Source organism: Polaribacter aquimarinus, from assembly GCF_003129485.1.
Classification (GTDB): Bacteria; Bacteroidota; Bacteroidia; order Flavobacteriales; family Flavobacteriaceae; genus Polaribacter; species Polaribacter aquimarinus.
On the sequence record NZ_QFFG01000001.1, the window covers coordinates 604,862 to 630,921 of the forward strand.

Below are 26,060 nucleotides of genomic sequence, written 5' to 3' on the forward strand. Positions count from 1 at the left end.
TTTTAGTATTTTCAATTTATCTTTTATAAATTTCAAATTCAGAAATCATTGGTTTTTTCTTTGCATCTGCTATAAACAATCTACATTTCGATGTTGTAATTGCTTTAAAATCATGAGACTTATTGGCTCCGCAGTAAGTTCCGCTAACAATATCTTTCCATACACCATTTTCAAAATATTGAATCTTATATTTCGAAATATAATCTCCTTTTTCTTGAAGAACTACTCTATTAAATGTTTGCGGTTTAAACCACTCTATTTCTAGCCATTCGTTTAAAGTTGTATTTGCTTTCCATTGAGTTTCCTTATTTGTATCATTGGCTCTGAAAGCTTCAAAAACAGGAAGTTTTTCTGATTGAATGGTCATGGAAGATGCATTCATGCGACCTATTAATGCTAAGTTATCGGGTTTATTAATAGGACCTGGATAAGTTACTTTTGGTAATTCATTTACTTTAAAATTATAAACACCAGAACCTACATTATAAATTACGTAATTACCCACTGCATCACTTTTTTCGGTCCCTAAGTATTTGATATTCTCAACATCTTCTGCAATGATTTCACCTTCAAAAACATGTTTACTTTCTTTAGCAGGAATGTATATTTTGGCTGAAGTATTTACAGGAACTTCGATATAATAAGTTGCATTTTCCTTTTCTTTTTTCCAGTTCACCACAATGTTTCCGTACATAGATTGGTAACTTGTATTTGCAAAAGTTAAATCCCTCACTGGTGATGGTTTTACTATAAAGTGTTGCATTCCTAACTTTAATGGATCTGGTCGAATTCCCGCAAAACCTTTTATAAAATAACCACCAATACCTGTATAACAGGTATGAATTTGACTATTACCAATTGCAGACCAACGCTCTGGCCATACGGTTTTACCTTGTTCTATAAAATATCCATAACTAGGGTGACGTTTATCTTTTAGAAGCTCATAAATTAAATCCATACGTTCTCCATATTCTGTAAAATAACGCGTGTATAATGCCTGACCAGAACTACCTGTATCGTAATATGGAAATTTATATAAAACTTGATCTACTAGATTATTGTATACTTTTTGTTTTTCAGCATCCGGAGTTACTCCAGAAATTAGCGCAAAAGCCTGATTTACTTGATGTCCTTTACCATATTTTCCTGTACTAGCATCATAAATATTTTTATGAGTAGCTTTTCGTTGGACGTCTAAGCGTTTTTTAAAAACCTCAGCATCTTCTGTTTTGTTTAAAGTCTTTGCAATATTGAGGGCATTTTCTAACATAAATGCATATACACAGTTGTTAAAATGCGCCGATTCTGGCGAGTTACTTGATGTCCAAAAATTACCTCTAGGTGTGCACCAATCTCCCAAACCAGGAAATTCTAAAGAACCTCGTGTACCAATTTTTAGTGCGCCTCCCGTTTCATAATCTGAATGCTCGTATAACCAATGCATCCATTTTTGTAGCGTTGGATAATGGTTTTCCAACAGTTTTTTATCGCCTAACATTCTGTAGGTTTCCCAAATGGTAATTGGGCTGTTTGCCATCCACATTAAAAACTCAAAATCATCACCATTAATTACCGCTCTCATCTTACCATCTTCAGCTTGTGCGTCTTGCATAAATTGTGCGTACTGCGTCATATACGCCCCACTTTCAAAATTTGGTAGTGCATCTCCATACATAGCTGCTACGGTAACCTCTCCCCAACCACGGCGTTCTCTATGAGGACAATCTACCAATATACCATCAATAGTATTGGCGATATAGGTATTTAAATTTACCTGATAAATTTGATTTAATAATTTACTAGAGCTTTCAAACTGACTAATTTGCTTACGATTATTAGTAATTACATAGCCTTTAATATCTTTCAATTCTGGTTTATAATTGATACCACTAACTGTTACCCATCTTCCTCCTGCCAAATTAAAACGATTGGTAAAATGCCCTTTTCCAGTTTTATCAAAAACATACTTGCTTTGTTGGTTCCAAGAGGATACAACTTCTTTATGGTCAGCAATTTTAAAAGTAATGGTATCTCCTGCTTTTCCATTAAAAAGGTTCATTTCAAAATACCCTGTGTAATTTTCACCCATATCAATTACATAATCGTCATCTTGATTCTTATAAACATCAATAGGAATAACCTCCCTAAACTTTACTTGTGGCTCTACTATTTGAGCACTTAAGGCAGCAGTAATTCTACTAGTTGGATGACTTGCATCTGTACTGGGTACTACAACTGCTCCTTTTGGGCCAAGGTTTATATTGGCAACTCCAACTTCTTGAGCTTTGTCATTGTCAAAAACAACTGCATTTTCCCAATTAGAGTCGTCATAATCTGATGTATTCCAATTATCTTCTCTTAAACGTTCATCAATAATTTCTCCCCCAAAATCTAAAATATCCCAAGGTCCAATATATGAGCTAAAACTTTTTTTACACTTCCAAGAAGCATCTGTTTTTAACAGTATATTTTTATCTATTAAATTAATATCAGCCTGTGCTTTAAACACAAAAGGCGCATCATAATAAGCTTTAACTCTTCCCCATCTTGCCCAACCTGCTGCATGCCAAATACCTATTACATTATCTCCCTTTTTGAGGAATTTTTTTATATCATAAGTTAAATATGGAAGTCTTTTTTTTAAGAATGAATAAACAGGATTCATAACAGCATTACTAACTTTTTCACCATTAACGTAAACTTCGTGGTAACCAAAAGAAGCCACACTAATAAAACCTGATTGTGGGTTTTCTTCTAATGAAAAATTCTTTCTATACCAATTGTGCTCTTTTTTGTTCTGACCTTTTTTGTAAATCCACTCTCCTTTCCAATCAGATTGTTTTAGTAATCCCATAGAAAAATTTGCGATTTTACTCCATTGAGAACTTTTATTTAATGTATCCCAAACCTTTACTTTCCAAAAATACTGTTGTGCTGATTGTAAATCACTGCCATCATATTTTATATTTACTGACTCATTTGAGGTTATTTTTCCAGAATTCCAAACATCTCCAATATTATTGGATAAATTTTCTAAAGTACTTGCTACCAAAATTTGATAAGCAGTTTGTTTTTGACCTCGAACATTTGTTTTATCTACTAATTGCCAACTTAGTCTAGGTAATGTATTATCTAAACCTAAAGGGTTAGAACGATATTCTGTTTTTAATTCTTCGATTTTTATGACTGATAATGATTCACAACTTAAAAGTGTAAACACTATAATCAGGATAACTAAAGAAATTATAATTTTAAATCTGTTTTTTTTAGATTTTTGAGTTTTCATAGTATTATAGCTAAACATTACATCAGTATTATACCAAGTATTCTATAAATGTAGGTTTAATCTTCTATTTCACTATCCTGTATAATACTGATGTAAAGCCAAGATTAATAGTTAATTGTTGTTGATTGTAAATTTCTAAGATAATTATGGTATTATCAATTGACAATTTGATATATTAGTTACACAAAATGATATGAATAATACCTACAGAAAATATTTAATTACATCTGATAAAGACAAAAATTGGGGGTTTTACATTAACAATCTAGGACGAAATGTTATAAAAAAAGACGCCGAATATCCTGCTTTAGATCATCCAGATCAATATCTTTTTACTTGGAAAAATGGAAGAATATTAAATGAATTCCATATTGTCTTAATTACAAAAGGCGAAGGAGTTCTTGAAAGCAAAGCAACAGGAAAATTAAAAGTTACTGATGGTGATGTTTTTTTACTATTTCCAGGGATTTGGCACAGATATAAACCTAACAAAAAAACCGGCTGGACTGAACGTTGGGTGGGTTTTTCTGGAGAAATAGCCAATCAATTTTTAAATAACGGTTTTTTTAATGCTCAAAGCCCTATTATTTCTAAATGTAACAAGCCTTCTATCTTACATTATTTTAATACTCTTTTTAAATTATTTGATGAAACCCCTTATGGTTATCAACATTTGGCTTCTGGAGTTTGTCTTCAATTGATGGCAGAATTACACAATATTAAAAGTGCTGGGAACAATATAGATCACATAAATTCTATGGTTTCTTCTGCAAAAAGTGTAATGTACAAAAACATAAATACAACTATTAATTTAAAAGAAATTGCTTCTGATTTAAAAGTGAGTTATTCTAAATTTAGAATAGATTTTAAAAAACAAACTGGTGTCTCACCATTACAATATTACTTACTACTTAAGATTGAAAAATCAAAAGAATTATTATTAAATACTGACAAGTCTCAAAAAGAAATTGCTTTCGAATTGGGTTTTGAATCAGATGTTTATTTTAATCGACTCTTTAAAAGAAAAACAGGATTGGCTCCTGGTATATTTAGAAACTCTAAAGCTAGCATTAACTAACTTGAACTGTTATTTCTAAACTTTTTGTTCCTTCTTCAAAATAAACTTCTAAAGGCAAAGCCTCAACTCCTGGCACCATATTAAAAGTTCTTTTTCCTGAAATTTCTTTCACTTTAATTGGAGCATTAGCTTTAATAGTTACCAATCCTTCAGGTTTATGAATCGTAATTTCATTTTTATTAATATTTGTTACAACTTCGCTTGAAGGTGAAACGATTGGTAATACAAAAGCGGTTTGCTCTGCAATATCTTGTTTTGTATTTACTCTTATTTCTACTCTCTCTATATTACAATTATAAACAATATCAAACGCAGAAGCAGTACCTGTAATTTCTTTTCTGTCTACATTTTTCAACTTTGTATTTGCTACCAATTCAACAGTTCCATTTTCGTCTTTAGAAGCAATAGTTACTGGTAAATCATATAAGTTTGTGTACCAAATAGTATCTTTAAAAACCTCAACTCTAGGTGTTAAACAAATATCTTTTCCGGGTTGCAGTTGTTGATTATTTTTCTCTACCATGTGATATTCTGCCATACTTGCAGCACACAATAAACCTACTTTATTATGATATAAAACACCTAAGGCACCTCCTGAAGCTTGACGGAAATCGTATTTATAGTGGTATTCTGCATCATAAGCACTTACAGTTCCTCTCCAGTCTCCTCTCGCAAAAAGAAAAACATCTAAATCTTTAAAGTGTTTTACGCCATCTGCTGTAGTTCTAGGAAGATTAGTATTTGAATTAATTTCTGGTAAATGACCCCAATGATCTAGTAAAGCTGCCAAAGGTTTAGCATGCGTAAATGTGTGATGCACACAAGGTGGAATTCCTGCTTCAATAAAACCTGGACCACCGTGAATTAATCCATCTGCAGTACAACGTTGTAGTAATTCTGTATTTTTTACAGCAGCAGTTCCAAATACAGGATTGATGTGCGCCATCATTCCAAATGCAGGTTGGCTACCATCGCAAGTTCTACTTCCCCAATAACTCCATTTATACATTCTGTTACCCCAACTGTTGTCCCAAGCTCCATCTGGTAACATAAATTCTAAATGACTGTTTAACGATTTTGTAAGAATTAGTAATAGCTCTTCGTCTTTTTCTTTAAGCGCATACATGACTAAACTATTCAGCGTTTCTTCTACATTATAACCTAAATCTACTCCATGCAATCCTTTTTCACTTAATTTACTTGAACTCTTTTTACATTCCCCAAATAACAAACCTTCATTTGCTGTAAAGTAAACTTTTACTTCTTTAGCTAATTTTTTACTCTTCGCTTTAAAATCATCTCTTTTTACAACATTACCAATTAGATTTAAACCGTAAACAGCGGTTCCTGGGTAATTGATATTGGTAAAATCAATGGTAAACGTATTATAAATATATTGTCCTGCTTTTTCTAAACGTTTGGTCCAAGCCGCTCGAGTTTCATCATCTAAAACATGTCCATGATAATACAATGCTTCTGCTAAAGCAATGGCACCAAATACAGTAATTCCTTTCCAAGATTTTGGATTTTTAATTACCGTCCAAGCTCCATTTTCTTGAGAAACATTATTTTCTGCCCAAAGCATTACTAATTTTGCTCCTTCAACATATTTTGGATCTCCTGTTTTATCTGCCATATATAAAAAAGGGTAAACAGCATCCATACAACGTCCGTGAATATGAGAACAAGAAGGGCACCCTAAAGCACCATGTTCATCTATATTTGATGGATTATTGATTTGTACTTTTAGCATACCATCAGTCCAATCTTTTAAAAGACCCGAAATTAAATTTTTAAATTCCAGAGAGTGTTCTGGATGGTTAGTACAAGCATTTAAAAAACCTGACATTGGTAATGACAAACCTACACCTGCTATTGCTGATAGTTGCAAAAAGTTTCGTCTTTTCATTTAAATTCTATTTTAAAGTTTGAAATTATGAAGATTTTGTTAAAAATCTATCCTGTTTCATCCTGATTCATAAAAATAAAAAAGCCAGAAGAAATTTATTCCTCTGGCTTATGTAAACTCTAAACCTTTTTTTATTTGATAATTAGTTTAGTTTGATATACTTTATTATTTTCTGCTAAAGCCTTGACGAAATACACTCCTGATGATAAATTATGACCTGATTTAACTTCAATAATACCATTATTCGTAGCGTTTTTATATACTACTTTACCTAACATATTATAAATTTCAATTTTTGCATTATTAATATTTTGAAATTTTAAAGTAAAATTATCCTTTGCAGGATTTGGATACACTCTTATATAAGTTTTAAGCAATTCTTCATTTGAAACACTTAATGGTTGACTTGTTGGTAATACTTGCCACTTACTTCTTGCATCTGTTTCATCAACAGCTTTAGTAATTACACTTCCATTTTCATCATGATATAAAAAACGTCCAGTTGTACCCGCTTCAAAACGATATGTTTTGTCTGTTTCATTATAATGTGATGTCCAAACTTTATCTCCATCTGTAGCAGGTGGAGCTTTTGTTGTACTCACCACAAGATAAGCACCCGTTGCAAAACCTGCACCTGTAGCACGTATAATACCACTTTCCATATTATCTATATTAATAAAGTTTGTTCCAGAGACTTCTATTATTTGCCACTGTCTAGACTTATTACCAGTTGCATCATGCATTACAACAGGTTGCGCACTAGATGTTCCTTCTCCTAAAAATTTACCTGTTGCGACATTTCTAAACCAGAAAATATTATCTGAACCTCCGCCGCCACTAGTAGCATTACCTATTACCATACGATCGAAGTTAAAACCACCTACTTCTCCTACAACTCTAATTTTTTGTACTCCTTTTTGAAGTGTAATTGTTGTTTTTGTAGATAAAAACCTCGTTAAATTTGGAGTTTTATTAAGCGTAATAGATTTTAGTAGCGTAGAGCCTTTCATTATTTTTAACTTTTTCCCAGTTGCAGGAGTTGCAGCAAAAATTTCTAATGGATAATCACCATCTTCTGGTACGTTAATAGTATACTCTGCATAATCATTTGTTTCCCAAGAATTTAAATAAAACACCGAATTACTCCATCTAGTAACATTTACTCCACTTTTTGAGGTATAATGTTCAGCTTCAATTTCTACTGGAATTTGATGTGTTTTGGCTTTAACTGTAATGGTTTTTGAAGCTTGAGCAGCCGTAAAATACTCATTCCCAGTATCTGAAACTGTTATCGTTGCTGTTCCTGCACCTAAAGCATGTCTTACATTATTACTCCAAACAATAACTACCTGGTTATTAGGAGCTACAAATCTTAGTTGAGCATCAGGGTTATTACTTGTTGCCACCAAACTAAAAGCAGGATCTCCTGAGGTTACCGATGGAATATTTTGAAAAGTAATTTCTTGCTTACGTTTTGGTACTAATAATTGATATCCTACAATTGGAGCTGCATTATAGGTTTCATTACCAAGCTGCAATGCATTAATGGTAGTTTTTCCTGCACGTTTCACTTGCAATTTACCATCCACAATAACTGCAACTTCTGTGTCAGTACTTTCATAAATTACTGGTAAGCCTGAACTAGCAGTGGCATTCAAAATTTCATCAGCACTTCCCCAAACATAATTAGTTGTAGCCAAACTAAAATTAATAGTTTGATTAGATTTCGATGCATTTGCATTTACCACTAAGGTTTGTGAAACTTCTGGTGCATTATCATAAGTACCATCACCTTTTTGACTTGCAACAATGTTACAAGAACCTACTCCCATAATTTTTACTTTATTCCCATCTACAATACGTGCAATATTTGTATTTGATGATTCGAATGAAACTGGAAGACTAGAACTTGAAGAAGCATTTAATGTAAAATCAGCATCTCCTTCTGTTTTTTCTCCTAAAGCATTAAAACTTATGGTTTGTGGTGTATATTCTTCTTTTTCTAATTTAAACACAAAACAATGTACAGGAACTTCTGCGCTATTTTTTACTTCACTAAAAACAACAGCAATAATTCCATCATTCATTATTGTTAAACTCTTTTTTACACTTAAGCCAATACTTTTTCTAAAGTCCTCACGCCAAGTATAAGTGCCTGCCAAAGCACTAGTTACTATGAAATTACCTCCAGAAATATTAAATTTATACATTCGTTTACCATAAAATATACCTAAAGAGCCTTTATTTCTATCTTCCTTAAATTCGGTTTCACCATCTTTCTTAAGATAATTATAAGGATTTGTATTTTTAGGTTTTTGATACATATATATATCATTCTTTGGTGAAATAGCCACTTGAGGCCCACCTGCCCAACCTGCTTTATCTGGTACACTACGAGGATCTGCTATTAAAAACGGTGCGTGATCTGTAATAGGTAAATCATAACTCTTACCATCTACAGTAGTTGCTTTATTGTTCATTCTTTCACCTAATTCCATTAGATGAACACCTTCATTTAATGTTGTCGGTGATTCTGCCCAACGTGGTGAATATGCATAATAAAATTTACCATTAATAAAATGAGCACTTCCATAAGCAAAGTGTCTTTCTCCTTGAGAAACTGATGCACCTCTACCTCTAATGATAGTCGTTTCAGGAGACCAAGTATTTCCATTATAATAAGTCATAATAATGTCTCCACCAACTGCAGAACCTAATCTTCTTTCAAAATACATTTCGCCTTTGTCATTGTTAAATAAATCTGGGTAAGTTACACTAGTTATCTTTTTTCCAGGAATTAAATAATTTTGCTGAGGTAAAAAGTTTGCTGCTGTAAAATCATTATCAGGACCATAAGCAATATTTTTCTTAGACCTTATATAGTTTAAATCTTCATTATGGTGATCAAACATTAGATGTACAGTACCATCTATAGGTGAAACACCTACATTTGTTGTTAAATGGGTATCTCCTTTACCCCCCACCAAACTTAACTTTGCTGGTAATGCTACATGTACCCATGCACCTTCTCCAATTTTTTTTCTTGAAATCATTAAAGTACGGTCTGCCCAACCTCCTCTATACCAAGTATAGAATACAAAGCCATTTGATACTTTCATACAATTACCATGTGGGTTTATACTTGCTCCATAATGGTATGGTTTTGGGTCATCTGCTTTCCAAAAATAAAATGCTTTATCTGTTATTTTTGAATTTTCTAAAAAAGTTACTTGTGCAGAAACTTTGTTTGGTATTAATAGAAAGACATATAAAAGCATTAAAAATAAAATGCTTTTTTGGTTAGGTTTTAATTTAGTACTGGTAATCATAATTACTAGAAGATTTAGTATCAATTTACAAAGTTATAAATTTATAAATTTTGATAAAAAAAAGCATCCTGAGGTATCCTGCAGAAAAAAAACATTAAACATAAAAAAACTCAGAATTTCTTCTGAGTTTTAATTACAATTATGTGAAGATTAATTAATAATCAATCTATTATTGTATACTTTTTTGTTATTATCTATAACTTTTATTAAATATACTCCAGTTTCAAATCTATTGTTATTCCTTATCTCTAAACTTTCTTTAACATTAGATTTTTGATAGATCATTTTACCTAAAATATTATATATTGTTATTGATGCATTTTCAATATTGTTTAACTTAATTTTAAAATTACCTTTTGTAGGATTTGGATACACGCTTAAAGAAGCTGTATTCAAAACATTATCTGACACACTTAAAGATTCACTAGTTGGAATAGCCTTCCATTTACTTCTATCATCGTCTGAAGATGCAATAGAATGGGTTACAGTTCCATCTGCATTATGATATAAAAATCTGCCTGCTGTTCTTGACTCAAACCTATAAGTGTCTTCTGATTTGTTATGATAGATTGTCCACGTTTTATCTGCATCACTAGCTGGTGCAGATTTAGTTGTACTAACTATTACGTAAGGTCCTCCTGGTCCTCCAGCACCAGGTGCACGCAATATTCCTAAAGTTTCACTATCAATATTATAATAAGATCCACTTTGCACAAAAGTCCAATGCGTGTTTGTAGGTTCTCCTGAATCTGTCATTGTTACAGCTGTTGCACTTGAACCGGCATCTGTTAAAAATTTTCCGGTAGCAACATTTTTTAACCTAAAAACATCGTCAGATGGAGTAAAATCATCACTAGTATCTTCAACTTCAACTTTCTGATATGTAGTATTTGCCCATCTAAATTGAGCCCTACCACTTCTTACTCTGTATGCACCATATCTAATACCAGACTCTAAACCTTTCTCAGGTTCTGGGATATTATAATTAAAAGCTTCACCCCCAATTACCGCATCACAATAATGAATCTTTTTTGAAGCATCATTAGGATCTTGTCTAAAACCTACTTCCAATTCAAAAGTTACCTCTTCATTTTTATTTACTCGCTTTAAAAAAACAACTTCTCTTCCACTACCTTCTCCTCCACGTTCTAAAATACGTTCAGCATAAATATCGAATGCAACTTGCTTGCCTGCATTAATACCATTTCCATAAACAGCATGTGCCCTATATAAAAGAATTGCAGGATCATTAGAACCTCCTCCTCCAGAGTGTTTCCCTTTTGCTTGTGCTAGATAACTTCCACTTGAACTAAAAGAACCTGTATCTCCTACTTCTAATATTCTAAGAGTTCCAGTGAATCTTGCATAACTCCCAACGCCCGTTTCTCCAGATCTTGGCAAAGAACGCTCAATTCTTGGTTGTAAACCATTTGTATCTATATGATTAGAATCATCTGTAATATTGTAGACACCCCAAGTTTTATCGTTAACATTACTTTCTGAATAATCTGAATAGCAACTTCTATCGTCAATAGTTCCCACATTTACACGGTTAGCTAAATCTGAAGATGTTCTAGTTGCATTTCGAAATTCATCTGAACAACTTATATCTGAACTTGTATCTTCGTCAGAAGCAATCACTACAGGAGTTTGTACATAAAGAACTAGTTTCCAATTACTTCTATCATCAGTATCAGAAGCAACAGCATGAGTTACTGTTCCGTTTTCTTCATGATACATAAATCTACCTGTTGTTCTCGAACCAAATCTATAGGTATCATTTGAATCATTATGCGTTATTTTCCAAGTTTTATCAGTGTCACTTGCTGGCGAAGATTTCGTTGTACTTACTACTACAAAAGCTCCTCCTGGACCCCCAGCACCTGGTGCACGCAATATTCCTAAAATTTCACTATCAATATTATAAAAATCTCCACTTTTTACAAATTTAAAATGTGTATTTACAGTTTCACCTGAATCGGACATAGAAACGGCAGTTGCACTTGTATTTGAAGATGTTAAAAATTTTCCTGTAGCTACATTTTGTAATCTAAAAACGCCATTTGAAGGTAAAACACCTTGACCTATTATAGATAAAGAACAAAATGTAAAAACCAAAAACAATATTGATTTCAAAGTATTTTTTTTCATAATTCTATTGAGATTAAACTATTCATTTCTTAAAAAACAAGTTTATAAAATAATGAAATTTACTTGATAAAAGTATCCTGAACTATCCTGAATAGCAATATTATTTTTATTAGAAAATCAATTTTAATACAACAGAGCCTACTAATCCTGATTTTTCTAATGTTACTTCATTTTTTCTAGGGCCTGATGTGGTCCAAGTTTTTTTAGCATTTTTTGGTCTTTTAATGTCAAAAATCAACTGATTTCTCCACGTGTTAGTTACTTTAATTTCCAATTGATTTTTTCCAACTTTAATTTCGTTTGTGATATCAAACTGAAAAGGAGGTGCCCATTTTGTACCTACTTTTTTTCCATTTAGCCAAACCTCTGCAATATTTGCAACTTCGCCTAAATCTAAAATTGAGGATTTTCCTGTTTCTTTTACATCAAAAGTTTTGGTATAAGTTATTGTACCTGAATAATGTTTTACAGCATCGTTTTCTAACTCCGTTAACGATTTTAATTCATCAATCTCAATAGTTTTTGGAGCATCCCATCCTTTCTCAAAAGTTAACTTCCAGTCGTTTTGTAATGATCGTTTTTTTAGAAGCACTGTTTTTTGATTTTTTTTCCCTTTTTGGTGAAAAATATAATCTCCAGAAGTAGACGCTGTAAACTCATAGTTATTCCAAGATAGTGCTGGATAATTATTGGTCTTATGAATTTGATACCAGCCTGTTTTGGTATCTAAAATTGTATTATCATTTAAGGTCACTTTTTCTGCAAATGGTTTTGCATCACTTTTAGAAAATACAATTATTTTACTTCCGTTTTTAGGTAAAGAAATCGCAACATTCGTTCTATTATTTTCGTTTTTCCAGATTTTCGCTTCCTGCTGATTTCCTGTAAAAGCATCCCAAATTTGTGGAGATGTATTCTCAATTCTAAAACTTAAAGCTACATCTACAGGGTCATCATCTTTAGAGGCTACAAAATAAATGTGTGCGTCTTTGGTTTCTCTATGAATCCAATTGATATTTAAATTTTCGGGTACAATTACATCTTTTGTAATGTTTTCTTCTTTTAAAACCGCATCAAGAGTTTTACCCCAATATACTTTTCCTTTACCAACTTGTTTTACACCATTTTTAGTGTTTCCCCACAACTCATTAGAAATTGATTTTAATTCATCTAAATCAGTTGAATCATCCATTAAACTTGGAGAATCTTTAGGTTTATCGCCTAAAACAACAGCACCATTTAATACTAATTCTTTTACCTTTTTTAAGGTTGATAATAGTATATTTTCTGAATCTCTTAAAGTAATGATTCTATAATCCCCTCCATTTTCAACGTGAATTTTACCATCTTTAACACTTAGTTTTTCTTGTAGAATTTCTTCGTTTAAATAATCAAATTTGTATCCTTTTGGAAACGCATCTAAATCAAAAGGAGGTCTATCAAAATCGTCCCCATAATAGCGTAACACATCAGCAACGTATTCTCCCTGCTGCAAAACGTATTGGTTTCTAGATAAATATTCAATCCATTCAGGCATATATTTCCACCAAGTTTGCTCGCGAACTAAAGGAAAACCAATATTTCCACCAAAACTAGATCCTGGAAAAACATCTGTTTGTGGTGTATGCGAAAAAGTGTGAAACACTAAATGATTGACACCTTTTGCAAAATTGTAATCGATTAAATATTTTACCGAAAAAGGATGTTCATTCCATTTCACACCCACTTGTGTACAAGCTTCTGCAGCCAATTTTGGTTTGTTATATAAATGCACTGCTGACGCAGCATTGTAAATTGGTTTGGCATATTCGTTTTGTGCAGAAGGCGCTTTTGGATACCAAAATTCTGTCATTGGAATATCGCTAACACCATAATAACGCATTGGATCTATAGGCAACACTTCTCCTCCTGCACCTTCTGTATAAACGTCTGCGCCCATTTCGTGCGCAACTGTAGCAAAATGTTTGAAAAAGTTATCGATAAAAACATCGTCCATAGTTTGACGCAGATCTCTTAAAAACTTAGTCGTAGTTTGTTTATTTTCTACAATGTAACCCATTGTAGCAGGTAAAAAGGTTTTCATAGAATAACCTCTTCTTGTTTCAAATTCTTTAAACAAATCATCTGAATTCATGGTCCAAGTGGGTACGTGGCTTTCCCAACTATCAATTAACAAACCGTGTAATTTCCCATCACTAATTGGGCCACCATCTTTCATTAAATTACCAATCATTCCATTTTTTAAATGATTTTCTATGGCTATTTTATCTAATTTGCTAGATTCCCAACCTGTAGCTTCAGGAACAGCAGGCTTGTTTGTCAATCGCATATTAATATGTCCAAAACGAACAATTGTCCAATTTCCTTTAGGTGCATTCCACATCAATTTTCCATTAGAATTCATTTTATCTGTTAGATTTAGAATTGAGTTGGATTTAATAATCGTGTTTTCAGCATACTCATAATCTACCTCTTTTTCTAAACGACGTAACACCTTTGCTGCTTTTGCTTCGTGATTGTGCAATTTTGGTTTAGCACTTAATCTGATAAATTCTGGGGAAATAGAATGTGCTCCTTGAAATGTAAATTTGAAGGTTTTTGCACTCGTTTCTGGAATGGCAAGTGTTAAGTGTTTTCTTCTGTCATTCCAATTGGCATCAGGAAAATTTACAGTGGTAATTTCTGTGAATTTTCCATTTAACAACGCTTCTACTTTTATAGCAACCTCTATTTTTGGATATTGTGTATTTAATATCATATGACGTACTTGTGGAAAAACAATTGTACGTATAATTGTCTCTTTATCAAACGTAGTTTTTACCCAAGTTTCTTTCTTTTCTTGAGAAATTCCTTGTTTTCTGTAGTCTTTAAGAGGTTTGTCTAAATGCGTTGTTTTGCGGGTTACAATTAGTTTTGAATCGGGATTAAAAATGTCTGCCCAAGGAACTAAATTATTATTTGTTTCAATTTTTGAAGGATTGTGAGGTTCTGAATCATCACCTTCTACGGTTGGAAAAGCTAAAACCTGTACATCTTTATAATTGTAATCTTTGGTAAAGTACAAAGAATCAATTTCTAATACTTTTTCAACATTTTTTCCTCCAGAAATATGATAAACAGTTTCTACCAATTCTCTTTGCGCTTCTTCAGCAGGCACCCAAGGACCACCAGTCATAGACCAACCAGGACAATTTTGCATCGTAAATTTTAATCCTAATCGTTTGCATTCATCCGCAGCAAAACGAATTAATTCCTCCCATTCTGGAGATAAAATTTTAACAGGTTTTACGTTTGGAAAAGCACGACCAGATTTATTAAATAAATGAATGCCTTGTAAACCTGCATCTTTTATGGCTTGTAAATCGAGTTTTAAACCTTCTTTACTAATATTATTTCCGTTTAAATGAAACCAAGTTTCTGGATGATATTCTTTGGCTGGATTTTTAAAATTAGTACTTAATTCTTGAATTGATGGAGATCTATCATCCTTAGAAATTTCTTTTTGTGATGAATTGCAACTTATCAATACAGAAATTACTGAATAAAATAATAGTTTACTGAATTTCATTTTTTTTAGTTTTGAATTGATTTTATTATTAATCTGGATAATATTCCCATTTCCCAACATTATAATAATAGAAATGAGTAGTGCCTTCAGTTCCCACATAATAATGTAACCCAAAGCCTTTAGAATTTATTCTGTAAGAAAAGTTATCAGATAATCTTCTATTTTCAAATTCATAACCAGAAATATTGTTTGGAAATTCTCCTTTATCTTTTTGGAAAGAATAAATATATTCGATTATCATCGATGATTCTCTATTTAATTCTCGCCATTGAAAAAGTAAAAAAGCGTGGTAAGGAATTAATAGTAAACCAATTACAACCCCAAGTACTAAAGAGATCGTTTTTTTTCTAAAAAAATAGAGTAATATTGGAATTATATTTAAAAATAAAATTAAAAAACAAAAGAACTGTTTCACCTCACCCAAAGTATAATAGGCATAGTAACATCCTACTATTTCTAAAACTACAAGAGTTAAGAGAATTAGCTTAAATTTAAAATGATTTTTATTCTTTACTTCCATTTATTTTTTTTGTGAGTTTACTAATTTTTAATAAACTTTAGAAAAATAGGTTTCTCTAAATTTAGTTTGATAAAATAAACACCTTTAGCTATGGAAGAAATAATAAGATTTATATTTCCATTTTTCACTTTTTCTACATTCGATTTTATCAACTTTCCTTGAATGTTATAAATTTTTACATCTATTTCATTCAGTATTAATTTTGGTACTCTAATATTTAAATTTCCTTTTGTTGGATTTGGGTAAATTGAAATACTATTCTGAAAAGATGGGTCTGAAACAGATAAGGAATACCCTAATCTATAGGTTGAAAATGCTTTACCCTCTGTATCTGCGTTGATAGTATTGTCTAAAAAAGTAAGTTGAGTTCCTTTACCAATATACAAGGAAACGTCTGTTGTGTTTGTTTTTGAAATGGTTCTCACCACTCCAAATCTTCCAGTAAAAGCAATATTTAAATTGGCTAAATTAACAGCAACATTATCATCATCATTAGACAATACATAATCAATTATTTCTTGTCCGTTCACTACAGATGTTACTTTTACACCCACAATTTTATTATTATCAACAATATTTTCTGTTGATCTTATGGTGCTTTCTGCATTTGCAGAAGGCTCATAAATGGCAACAAATGGCTGATTCCAAGCTTCACCATATTTACGCATTACAAACACTTGTGTATCTTTTGCATCATAACCATTACTAACTTCTTTAGTTGGAGGCGACAAAGCAGTACTGTATTCTTTGGCTATTCCTCCAGGAATGGCAACGTGCAAATAATCGTTTGTGACTTGTAAATCGAATCTTGCAGTGATTGCATTATTGGTTGATGCCGATGTTTTTGCATCAGAAAACCACCTCCAACCTGGTTGTTTTCTGTCATCTCCAATATCATTTTGAAAACGATTTGGGGATGCTGATAAATTTAATGGAATATCTCCTGTTTTTAACTGTAAATTATCTCCCAAACCGTGAAATACATAATCGTGAAAATTATTAGTTGTGGTAGAAACTGATCTAAAAACATCAATATAATAGCCAGAAGTTGCACTAGTTCTAATAATACTATTGGTCCGTTGTTGATTTACATCATTTATATTATCATCTAAAAACTGAGTAGAAAAACTAAAATTTGCTGCTATGGAATTTGCGTAGGGTTTAGGTTCTGATGCTTGTAAAACAATTGGGTCTACAATATTTTGCCAAGTACTATTACCTTCTGTTTTTGTCCCTCTTCCTGAAGCACCATTTACAATAATTGTATTATGTGCTGCATAAGAAACGGCATACTGCTCATGAATGTCTGAACCATAGGAATCATCACCATAATCTGGACCAATTACATAACCTGCTCCGTAAATTTCTAAATCTAATCCACTTGCATGAGTGTGCACATAAGTGCCTCCTCCTGTATAATACATCAATCCATTTTGCTGATCATCTACACCAGAATAATTCTTTTGCATTACAACACCAGCGTGCGTTGCTTTTACGGTTCCGTAATTTGGTTCTCCTGCATCACTCACAGTTGCATCAATATTTACGCCCCAAAGCAACTGTAAAGGATTGTGCCACTCTAACCTTTGGTTTGTAATTTCTGGTTGATACCCTCCTTCTTTTTTATAAATTTTTTTGAGTGTAGATGCAGCTCTCACTTTTAAGTCATTATATCCTTTTTTATCAGCAATCTTTAAAATACTTCTAAAAATATGTGCATGATCTGTAAAACCTCTGCCAATATCTCCATAAGCCATCGTTTTTCCATTGGGATATAAAAAGTTTTCATAAATAAAAATACTTTCTAAAATGTCTTTATTATTCTCAATAATTTTTAAATCCGGTTCATAATCATCAATAATATTCATCAATTGAATAAACAGTGCATGGGTGAATTTACCATAACCTGCAGATTCTGGCCATAAACGATCTTCTGGACTAAACCTATTTAACATCCAATTTATACCTGGTTGTTTAGAATTTGCAGCACCATTTAAAAGCTGATTGAAAAACGTTGTTCTAGTTGCATCATCTTCCATACACATAACACTATACAATGCTCCTGGCAGTTCTAAAACTGGATGATTAGAAGCATTTCCTCCTAATTTTATAACATTATCAGCCATTACTTCAAACGCTTTTTGTGCAATTTGGAAGTTGAAAACTACTTGTGTATTTGAACCTAAATCATATACTTTACTTCCTGATTTTGATATGAAAGGTTGCACAAAATCATAAATTATTGCCACTCTTGGAAACAATTCTCTTGGAGGAATTAAATGATTGAAACTTGTTGTATAAAATTGAAAGGTTAGCGGATCTTTTGTGCTAATCATTTTTACATATTGATGTAAAATATCTGCAGCTATTTGCGCATACCTTTCATCTTCAGTTATATAATACAATATGGCACATTCTGCACCAATATTAAGTCTAGATCTGTGAGTTGTTCTATCTCCAGGAATTGCAGGAATTAAGTTGATTTCTGCTGAAGGATTATTGGCGTGATTTATTAATCTGGTAGCATTGCGTTGTTTCAATTGATTAAACAAACTATTTGCCCAAGTATGATTTGAAATATTGTCTAAAATACCTTGTCTGTCTGAAGGGGACACCCAAATATGGGGATGTACCAAAGATTTACCTGAAGATACTTGCTTAGATTCATTCAACAAATCTAACATTTCTATATTGTCAAAATCAAAAGTACCTGTTCCTGTACTTGAAGTTGCTTGAATTTTAAAACCTGTGATATCTCCTTTTGGTGAATCCGTATTTTTTAAAGAAAAATCATTAATCACTTTTACACTACCAATCCAAATATCCATTTTCCCACTGGCAACACTTTCCGACAATGCGTTTGGTGCTGTATAAGTTTGATTTGAATCTTTGCTATTTACAATAAAAGTGATGGTTTGTTTTCCTGAAAAATTTGCAGAACTAGGAGCACCGCCAATATTATCAATTGTAGCAATTCTAAACTCGCCTTGATTTCCTCTAGTACTTATTCCAAATCTACTAGCATAATTTGATGTACTTCCATTTGATGCACTTGTAAAAGTAGATCCTACAAAAATTGCAAAAACATTGTTTTTATTCAACTCGTGATTTGTGGCTTCAAAATCGAATTTTAACTGCACAAACTGTGGTTTTGTTATAAAATCTATATTTCTATAGGCATACATTGTACCTGTGCCAGTTCTATTAAAACGCAAAGCACCATTGGTTATACTGGTTATAAAATTAGATCCATTTCTAGAAATTTCATTAAACTGCCCAGAATTTGGAGCAGTACTGATGTAATCTAAAATTGAATTTGAAGCATTAAAATCTTGCTTAAATAATTGGGCTTTTATGGATGCTGAAAAACATAATAATACCAAAACCAATTGTATTCTTTTTAACATCTGTAAACAACTTTTATATTTTGTGAGGTCTAAATTATTAGATAATTCTTAAAAATATATAAAAATCAAAATAATCTTATCCTGTTGTGACCTGAATACAGATTTACTTTTACAGATGTTTTTAAAATAAAAAAGTCAAAATGAGATATTCTGACTTTAGTTTAAAATTCTGAATCAAACTTTACTCAATCATTAATTTTGTATGATATACTTTATCTCTATGACCTGTAACTTTTATCAAATATAAACCAGAAGAAAATTTACTATTATTTTCTATTTCTAGAACATTATCTTCTGTTGAATTTTCATAAACCAACATCCCTAAAAGATTATAAATTTTAACGCTTACTTTATTTAGATTATTAAATTTTATCACAAAATTATTCTTTGCAGGGTTTGGAAATACGTTGATTGAAGCTGAAGTAAAATTTTTATTTTCTGTACTTAATGTTTGACTAATTGGTATAGCTCTCCAAATACTTCTTGTATTAGTTTCATCTAAATTTTTTGTATAAACCTTACCATCTGCATCATGATACATAAATCTCTTACTATTTCCTGCTTCAAATCTAAAAGTTTCATCAGTTTCATTGTAATGAACGGTCCAGATTTTATCTGAATCACTAGCAAAAGAGGCTTTTGTAGTACTTACAACTAGATAAGCACCTGCCGAAAAACCACCTCCAGTAGCTCTTAAAATACCACTTTGCTTGCTATCGATATTATAAACTATTTTTTCATTAACATTACTTTTTACAAACTCCCAATGTTTATCTTCAGTTTCAGCTGTATTACTCATTGTTACTGGTTGCGCACTAGCAGCTGCTACTAAAAACTGTTTACTTTCCATGTTTTGCAACCTATAAGTATCTATCGTTAAATCTGATTTATCTATTTCTTTAACTTCAATAAAGATTTCTGATGAAGTAATACTTTTACCATCATCTTGATATGCCGTAGTTTTTACTGTATAATTACCAAAACCATTTGGCACCCAATTGTAGGTAAATGGTGCTGCTGTATCTTCAAATAAAACACTTCCGTTTACTATAAATTCAACCTTTGTAATTGTTTGATTTTCATCTGATGTTGCTGTTGCAAATAACTGAACATTTTCCCCTTCATTAAAGGATTGGTTATTTGTAGGTGATACTAAACTAACAGCTAACTCTTTAGGACTTGAGAAAATACTTAAATCAATTACCTGTAAATAGGTTGTTCTTACGTCATCATTATTGTTTGGTTTAGTTTCTAACAAATAATAATATAATTTCCCATTAGAAATATGCACTTTCCCTTTATTAAATTGTCTACCTGAAGTTTGTTCATAAACCCTAATAAAATTATTTGTTCCTCCAACAGTTCTATCTACAAAAGGTCTTCCAGAAGAATTCAAACCAACTACAAAAACATCATTACCAGAGGTATATAATGATTGTGCGCCAGAGAAATCTGTACTGATTATAAATTCTGATGCCCCATTTGGTTTATAACTATGAATATTTTTAGTAACATTATTTTCTTTATCTGTTACTTTACTAATGATATGAACATCTCCATTTTCGGTTACTGTCCAATTGAAACCACCAACAATATGCACATTGTCTTTTAATGCAGTTTCTACTAAGTCACCTGGTTCAAAAACTAAAGCTTCTTCTGCTTTAACTATCGGAAAAGTTATCAATTCTCCTTTATGATTTTTCCACTTCGAAGCACCAGTAGGATCATCTGAATACGCATAGTAAACTCCATTTTGATATTGATATTTATCAGAACCATTTCTCAATCTACGTTGAAAACCAATACGTATTTTACCATCTACATATTTCATACTACCATAAATACTCCAATCATGAGTTTCTCCTTTACTTGCAGCTCCCAATGCATTAAAATAAAAGAAATTTCCCCACTTTTTTGCAGTGGCATCGTATTTTATAAATGCTTGCGCACCATCATGTGATGTACCATCTCTAGCGGTTAAAAAAAGTTCTCCTTCATCGCTTAAAAAAAACTGAGGATACGTAAATCTGTCATATTTTGGTGCATTTCTTACGCCATCCATTGTGGTGTGCTTATAGTCTCCGTCAACTGGATCTTTTACAAATTTATCTAAGGTAAACTCTTCGTCCGGAAGTTCTGCAGCATTCTCCACAGAATATGAATACCTAAAATAATCGTTTACAAAAACTCCGCTATTTGTATAAGCGTGCATGTCGTATACCATGTGAATTGTACCATTTTTAGGACTGATAGCAATGGCAATAGTGTTGTGGGTTTCTCCAATCCACCATTTTCCTTTAAAACCGGTATGTTGATGAGGAAATTCAATGGTTTTCATAGAACCTGTTTCCATATTATAGCGAGTTAACATTACGTGCCTATCGCTTTTACCACCTCTATACCAAGACATAAAGACAAAGTTTTTATACGTTTTTAAGCAATCTCCATGTGGCGTTAGCGTTCTACCATAGGCATAATCATGAGGTGTAGTTTCACCATTATTTGTACTATTCTGGTTTCTTTCGCCATTAAAGTACATGGCTAAATCTGTGATTTTTATTTCTTTTTCTAATGTAACTTGTGCGTGTAGCACTATTGTAAAAAGAAATAATCCTATGAAAAGTAGCTGTTTGAGCTGGTATTTTTTCATCTTAATAAAAATTGCAAAATAATAATTGTAGTAAAGTTCATCTTTATTTACACCATTTCCATCCTGAACACTCCTGACAAAAAAAGCCTCATTTTCCTTAAAAAAATGAGGCTTCTATTATATAAAAACTTAAAATTTACTTTACAGTAAGTGTAGCTTTTTGTAAATCTTTTTCTTGAGATGATGCCCCTACAGAAATTGTAAATGTTCCTGGTTCCACCACTTTTTTCATTTGTTGATTTAAAATGTTTAATTCATCAAAACCTAATTTAAAAGTAACGGTTTTTGTTTCTCCTGGTTGTAATGAAATACGTTCAAAACCTTTTAACATCTTGTTATAACGACCTACAGAAGCAATATCGTCTCTTACATACATTTGCACTACTTCATCACCTGCTCTATCTCCAGTATTTGTAACATCTACAGAAATTGTAGTATTTCCATCTACACCAATCGTTGCATTTTCGAATTTTGGAGTACTGTATTTAAATGTTGTGTAACTTAACCCAAATCCAAAAGGAAATAAAGGTGATTTATCACTGTCTATATACAATCCTTTTCCAGAACCAATAAAATCTGGACGCATTAAATATGTTACAGGAACTTGACCCACAGATCTTGGGAAAGAAACCGTTAATTTTCCTCCAGGATTTACATCACCAAAAATAGCATCTGCAATAGCATCTCCAGAGTGCATTCCTAAATACCAAGTTTCTAATATTGATGGAATATTTTCTGCCACATAATTAATTGACAATGCTCTACCATTAATTAAAACAGCCACAACAGGTTTACCAGTTTTGTGTATTGCTTCTACCAATTCTTTTTGTACACCGTATAAATCTAAATTATCTCTATCTGCACCTTCACCACCTGTTCTTCTAGAACCACCAATTACTAAAATAACAGCATCCGATTTTTTAGCTGCTGAAATTGCTGCAGGAAAACCAGCTTTAGAATTGCTTAATAAATCGCATCCTTTTGCATAATTGATTTTTACTTTATTACCTACTTTTGCTTTGATACCATCTAAAGCAGAAACATAATATGGAGGTAAACCAGAATAACCACCTAATAAAGAATAGGTACCTCTTTTGGGTCTATTTTCGTGTGCATTTGGCCCTATAACTGCTAAAGATTTAATTTTAGACATGTCTAAAGGCAATACATTATTATCATTCTTTAATAAAATGATGGCTTTTTTAGCCATTTCGTATGCAAATTCTTGGTGTTCTTTTTTACCAGCATTTACAGTTTTTGGGTCAATTTCTTTAGGTTCTGAATCAAATAAACCTAGTTTATATTTTGCGGTTAAAATACGAGATGTAGCTTTATCAATATAGCTCATCAATTTAGGATTCTTCGTAATTGTATCTTTTAAAACATTGACATGATATGTTGCTAGTTTTTCATTCTTACCTATAACTAAATCCATATCTACACCTGCTTTTAATCCTAAGATAGCTGCTTCAGTTCTAGTTTCTGTTATAAAATGCATCGTTTGTAAACGACCAACATCATTGTTATCAGATATAATAAATCCATCAAAACCAAGTTCATCTCTTAAAATATCCTTTAGCAACCACGTATTCATATGATTTGGCACTCCATTATAATCTTGATGACCTGGCATAATAGAACCTATCTTTGCTTCTTTTATAGCAGCTTCAAAAGGTGGTAAATAAACCTCTCTTAAACGACGTTCTGACATATCACTAAAACCTCCGTTAATTCCACGTCTGTTTTCAGGATATCCAATAAAATGTTTTGCTGTAGCCATTACATGGTTTTCATCAAATTGCTTATCACCCATACCTTGCAAACCTTGAATAAATGCAACACCCATTCTAGATACCAAATAAGGATCTTCTCCATAAGATTCTTCTACACGCCCATATCTTGGATCACCAGAAATTACATCTAAATTTGGCGAATAACAATGTGTAACTCCTAAAGCACGTGCTTCGATTGCTGTTTGAGAAGCCATTTTTTTAACAAGCTCGGGTTCCCAAGTAGAAGCTGCTGCAATAGCCTGAGGATACACAGTTGTATTACCATAATAATCAAGAACAAGCCACATTCCATGTAATGCCTCTGCATACTTCATATACGGAATTCCTAATCGCTCATTTGCAGGAGCATCTTGCATCATTTCAGCAATTTTTTCCTCTAAGGTCATTTTACTGATTAAGCTCTGAACTTTATCTGCAATTTCTTTGTCTTTTGAACTCTTGAAATTATTGTTATCAGATGAGTTACATGCAAAAAATAGATTGACTAAAAACAGCGCTAAAACTATTTTTCCTTTTTTTATAGTATTCATATTAAGTTATAATTAGTTAAATTATGAAGTTCTAGCCTTTACTAAAAGCTGTTACTAACAAAACTATGTTTCACTTTATGAATTAGCATCCTGCAATATCCTGTAAATTCAGATTTTAATATTAAAAAAAGTCTTCACTTAATTTTTTTAAGCAAAGAGATTTAATTCATTTTAATTAAATTAAATTCTACTCTTTTATCAGTTTTTTTGTAATAACATTACCAGCATTATAAAGTCTTACAAAATAAACTCCGACAACTAAAGAAGATACATTTATTATAATTTCTTTTTCATTATTAATCTGTTCAACTATCATTTTTTTTCCTAAAAGATTAAAAACTTCTATTTTATCTAGTTTTATATGATTTGTCTTAATCTTTAACATGTTTTTTACTGGATTTGGACATAACTTGAACTTGTTTATTGATTTATTATCATTTACTGATAAAGTTTGATTTTCTAAAATCCATTTTGTTTGATCATTTGGTGAAGTTGAATATGTAACATCTCCAGAACTTTCTGTTGCGTATCTACCTGTTGTTGTTTGTGGAGTATGAATATCATAGGCACCAGAACCGTTTGCGATAAATTGAAAAATTCTTGTATTATTTGTGTCTGCAGTTGGTGTTGAAACTGCAGTAGGATAAACATTTCCCTCATGGAATCTGATAGCATCCCAATTATCGATTGTGGATGAAATATTGTAGTAACCTGTTGAACCCACAGATTTGAATTCAAAAATTTGTGCTGCGTTATTTGATGATGTCTCATCTGCAGTTATAATGTTTGCATTCTCTACAGTCCAATATTTACCTGTTAAATTATGTTTAATTTTATAAGTACCCTCTAATTCTTCTTCATGATTATCATCTGTGGAATTTTCTGGCAAGGCAGCTTCAAAAGTAGTGGCCACTCTCATTTCATCAAAATCGGTGATTATCTCAAGATCACAAGCGTTTTCATTATAAGCACCCCACTTAGGATACACCTCTATACCATCATAAGTTCTATGATAGGCTCTTGTATTAGAATTTGCGAGGACTACTTGATATTGATTAAAATCTCTATTAGACAATGTTTGCTGTTCACCATTAAACCAAAACTCTACATAACCTTGATATCGATTATTAGCATTATCATAGGCACTGTCTAAATTTACTTTAATAACAAAACTTACCCATTGATTTTCTGGAATTGCTTGTTTCCACAACGTCGTCCTTCTTTGAGTAATTGAACCAGGTCTATTAAAATTAGGTTCAGCAGGACCAAAAGCATGTAAACTTAAAAACGTTCCATCGTATTCCATATTAAATGGATAGTGCTGTTTGTTTGTATTGATATCACTTCCTTGATCTGTTTTCCATTGAAATACAGTTACATCATCATTAATATTTGGTGTACTATTAATACGCCATCTCCAACCATAATAATATGTTCCTCCTTTTTGGGGTGTAAAAGAATTGCGGTCTCCTGTGGTTCTAGCAAATTCAGCTCTTTTGCGAGAAGTAGGTTTTGTAATTCTCCAAAACTTACCATGGACATTGTCTATTGGAGTAGTCACAAAAGGTTTATTATTTGGGTCGTCTACACAACTATTTCCTGTAGGATTAGAATTGCCATTTGGATCTAATCTTCTAAAGTTATCATTTACAGATAAATCTGGATCTCCATACCACAAAACTTGTGCATTTGATGCTGAACCAAATAAAAAAATAAAAATACTTAATATTAAAAATTTTGTAATTATGTTCATTTTTTTTGCTTTATCTAATAAAATAAATATGATTGACTGTTTTACAATTTAAATTTGAATTAAAAACAAAGAAAGAAGTTTGATTC

General features: G+C 31.9%; 11 protein-coding genes. 1 reads left to right on the top strand and 10 read right to left on the bottom strand.

The features are described from left to right. Positions 1 to 16: 16 nt before the first annotated feature. Complete coding sequence (locus DIS07_RS02495) at positions 17 to 3,286, bottom strand: family 78 glycoside hydrolase catalytic domain (protein ID WP_181374514.1); 3,270 nt, start codon at positions 3,284 to 3,286, stop codon at positions 17 to 19. 193 nt (positions 3,287 to 3,479) lie between these two features. Between DIS07_RS02495 and DIS07_RS02500 the strand changes: the two genes are divergently transcribed. Next, complete coding sequence (locus DIS07_RS02500) at positions 3,480 to 4,364, top strand: AraC family transcriptional regulator (RefSeq protein WP_109403635.1); 885 nt, start codon at positions 3,480 to 3,482, stop codon at positions 4,362 to 4,364. Here the strand turns inward: DIS07_RS02500 and DIS07_RS02505 are convergent. The 9 genes from DIS07_RS02505 to DIS07_RS02545 all read right to left on the bottom strand — a co-directional run bounded on the left by DIS07_RS02505 (position 4,357) and on the right by DIS07_RS02545 (position 25,974). Beyond that, positions 4,357 to 6,273, bottom strand: coding sequence for a hypothetical protein (locus DIS07_RS02505; RefSeq protein ID WP_109403636.1), 1,917 nt, complete (start codon positions 6,271 to 6,273; stop codon positions 4,357 to 4,359). The two genes, DIS07_RS02500 and DIS07_RS02505, sit on opposite strands and share 8 nt — an antisense overlap. 131 nt (positions 6,274 to 6,404) lie before the next feature. Further along, entirely contained in the window at positions 6,405 to 9,602 is a 3,198-nt protein-coding gene (locus DIS07_RS02510) for a BNR-4 repeat-containing protein (protein ID WP_109403637.1), read from the bottom strand. A 150-nt stretch (positions 9,603 to 9,752) separates the two neighbouring features. Continuing rightward, positions 9,753 to 11,753, bottom strand: coding sequence for an RICIN domain-containing protein (locus tag DIS07_RS02515; protein ID WP_109403638.1), 2,001 nt, complete (start codon positions 11,751 to 11,753; stop codon positions 9,753 to 9,755). A gap of 109 nt (positions 11,754 to 11,862) precedes the next feature. Beyond that, positions 11,863 to 15,321 (bottom strand): glycosyl hydrolase, encoded by a 3,459-nt coding sequence (locus DIS07_RS02520; RefSeq protein WP_109403851.1) that lies wholly within the window; start codon positions 15,319 to 15,321, stop codon positions 11,863 to 11,865. Between the two features lie 28 nt (positions 15,322 to 15,349). Next, positions 15,350 to 15,841, bottom strand: coding sequence for a hypothetical protein (locus DIS07_RS02525; protein ID WP_109403639.1), 492 nt, complete (start codon positions 15,839 to 15,841; stop codon positions 15,350 to 15,352). Positions 15,842 to 15,861: 20 nt separating this feature from the next. Then, the gene (locus DIS07_RS02530) at positions 15,862 to 19,248 is read right to left on the bottom strand and encodes a T9SS type A sorting domain-containing protein (RefSeq protein ID WP_109403640.1); all 3,387 of its coding nucleotides are present in this window, start codon (positions 19,246 to 19,248) and stop codon (positions 15,862 to 15,864) included. Positions 19,249 to 19,429: 181 nt separating this feature from the next. Next, entirely contained in the window at positions 19,430 to 21,898 is a 2,469-nt protein-coding gene (locus tag DIS07_RS02535; protein ID WP_109403641.1) for a T9SS type A sorting domain-containing protein, read from the bottom strand. A gap of 136 nt (positions 21,899 to 22,034) precedes the next feature. Further along, positions 22,035 to 24,221, bottom strand: coding sequence for a beta-xylosidase (locus DIS07_RS02540; RefSeq protein WP_109403642.1), 2,187 nt, complete (start codon positions 24,219 to 24,221; stop codon positions 22,035 to 22,037). Between the two features lie 187 nt (positions 24,222 to 24,408). Continuing rightward, on the bottom strand, positions 24,409 to 25,974 hold the full coding sequence (locus tag DIS07_RS02545; RefSeq protein ID WP_109403643.1) for a T9SS type A sorting domain-containing protein: 1,566 nt from the start codon (positions 25,972 to 25,974) through the stop codon (positions 24,409 to 24,411). Between the last annotated feature and the right edge of the window lie 86 nt (positions 25,975 to 26,060).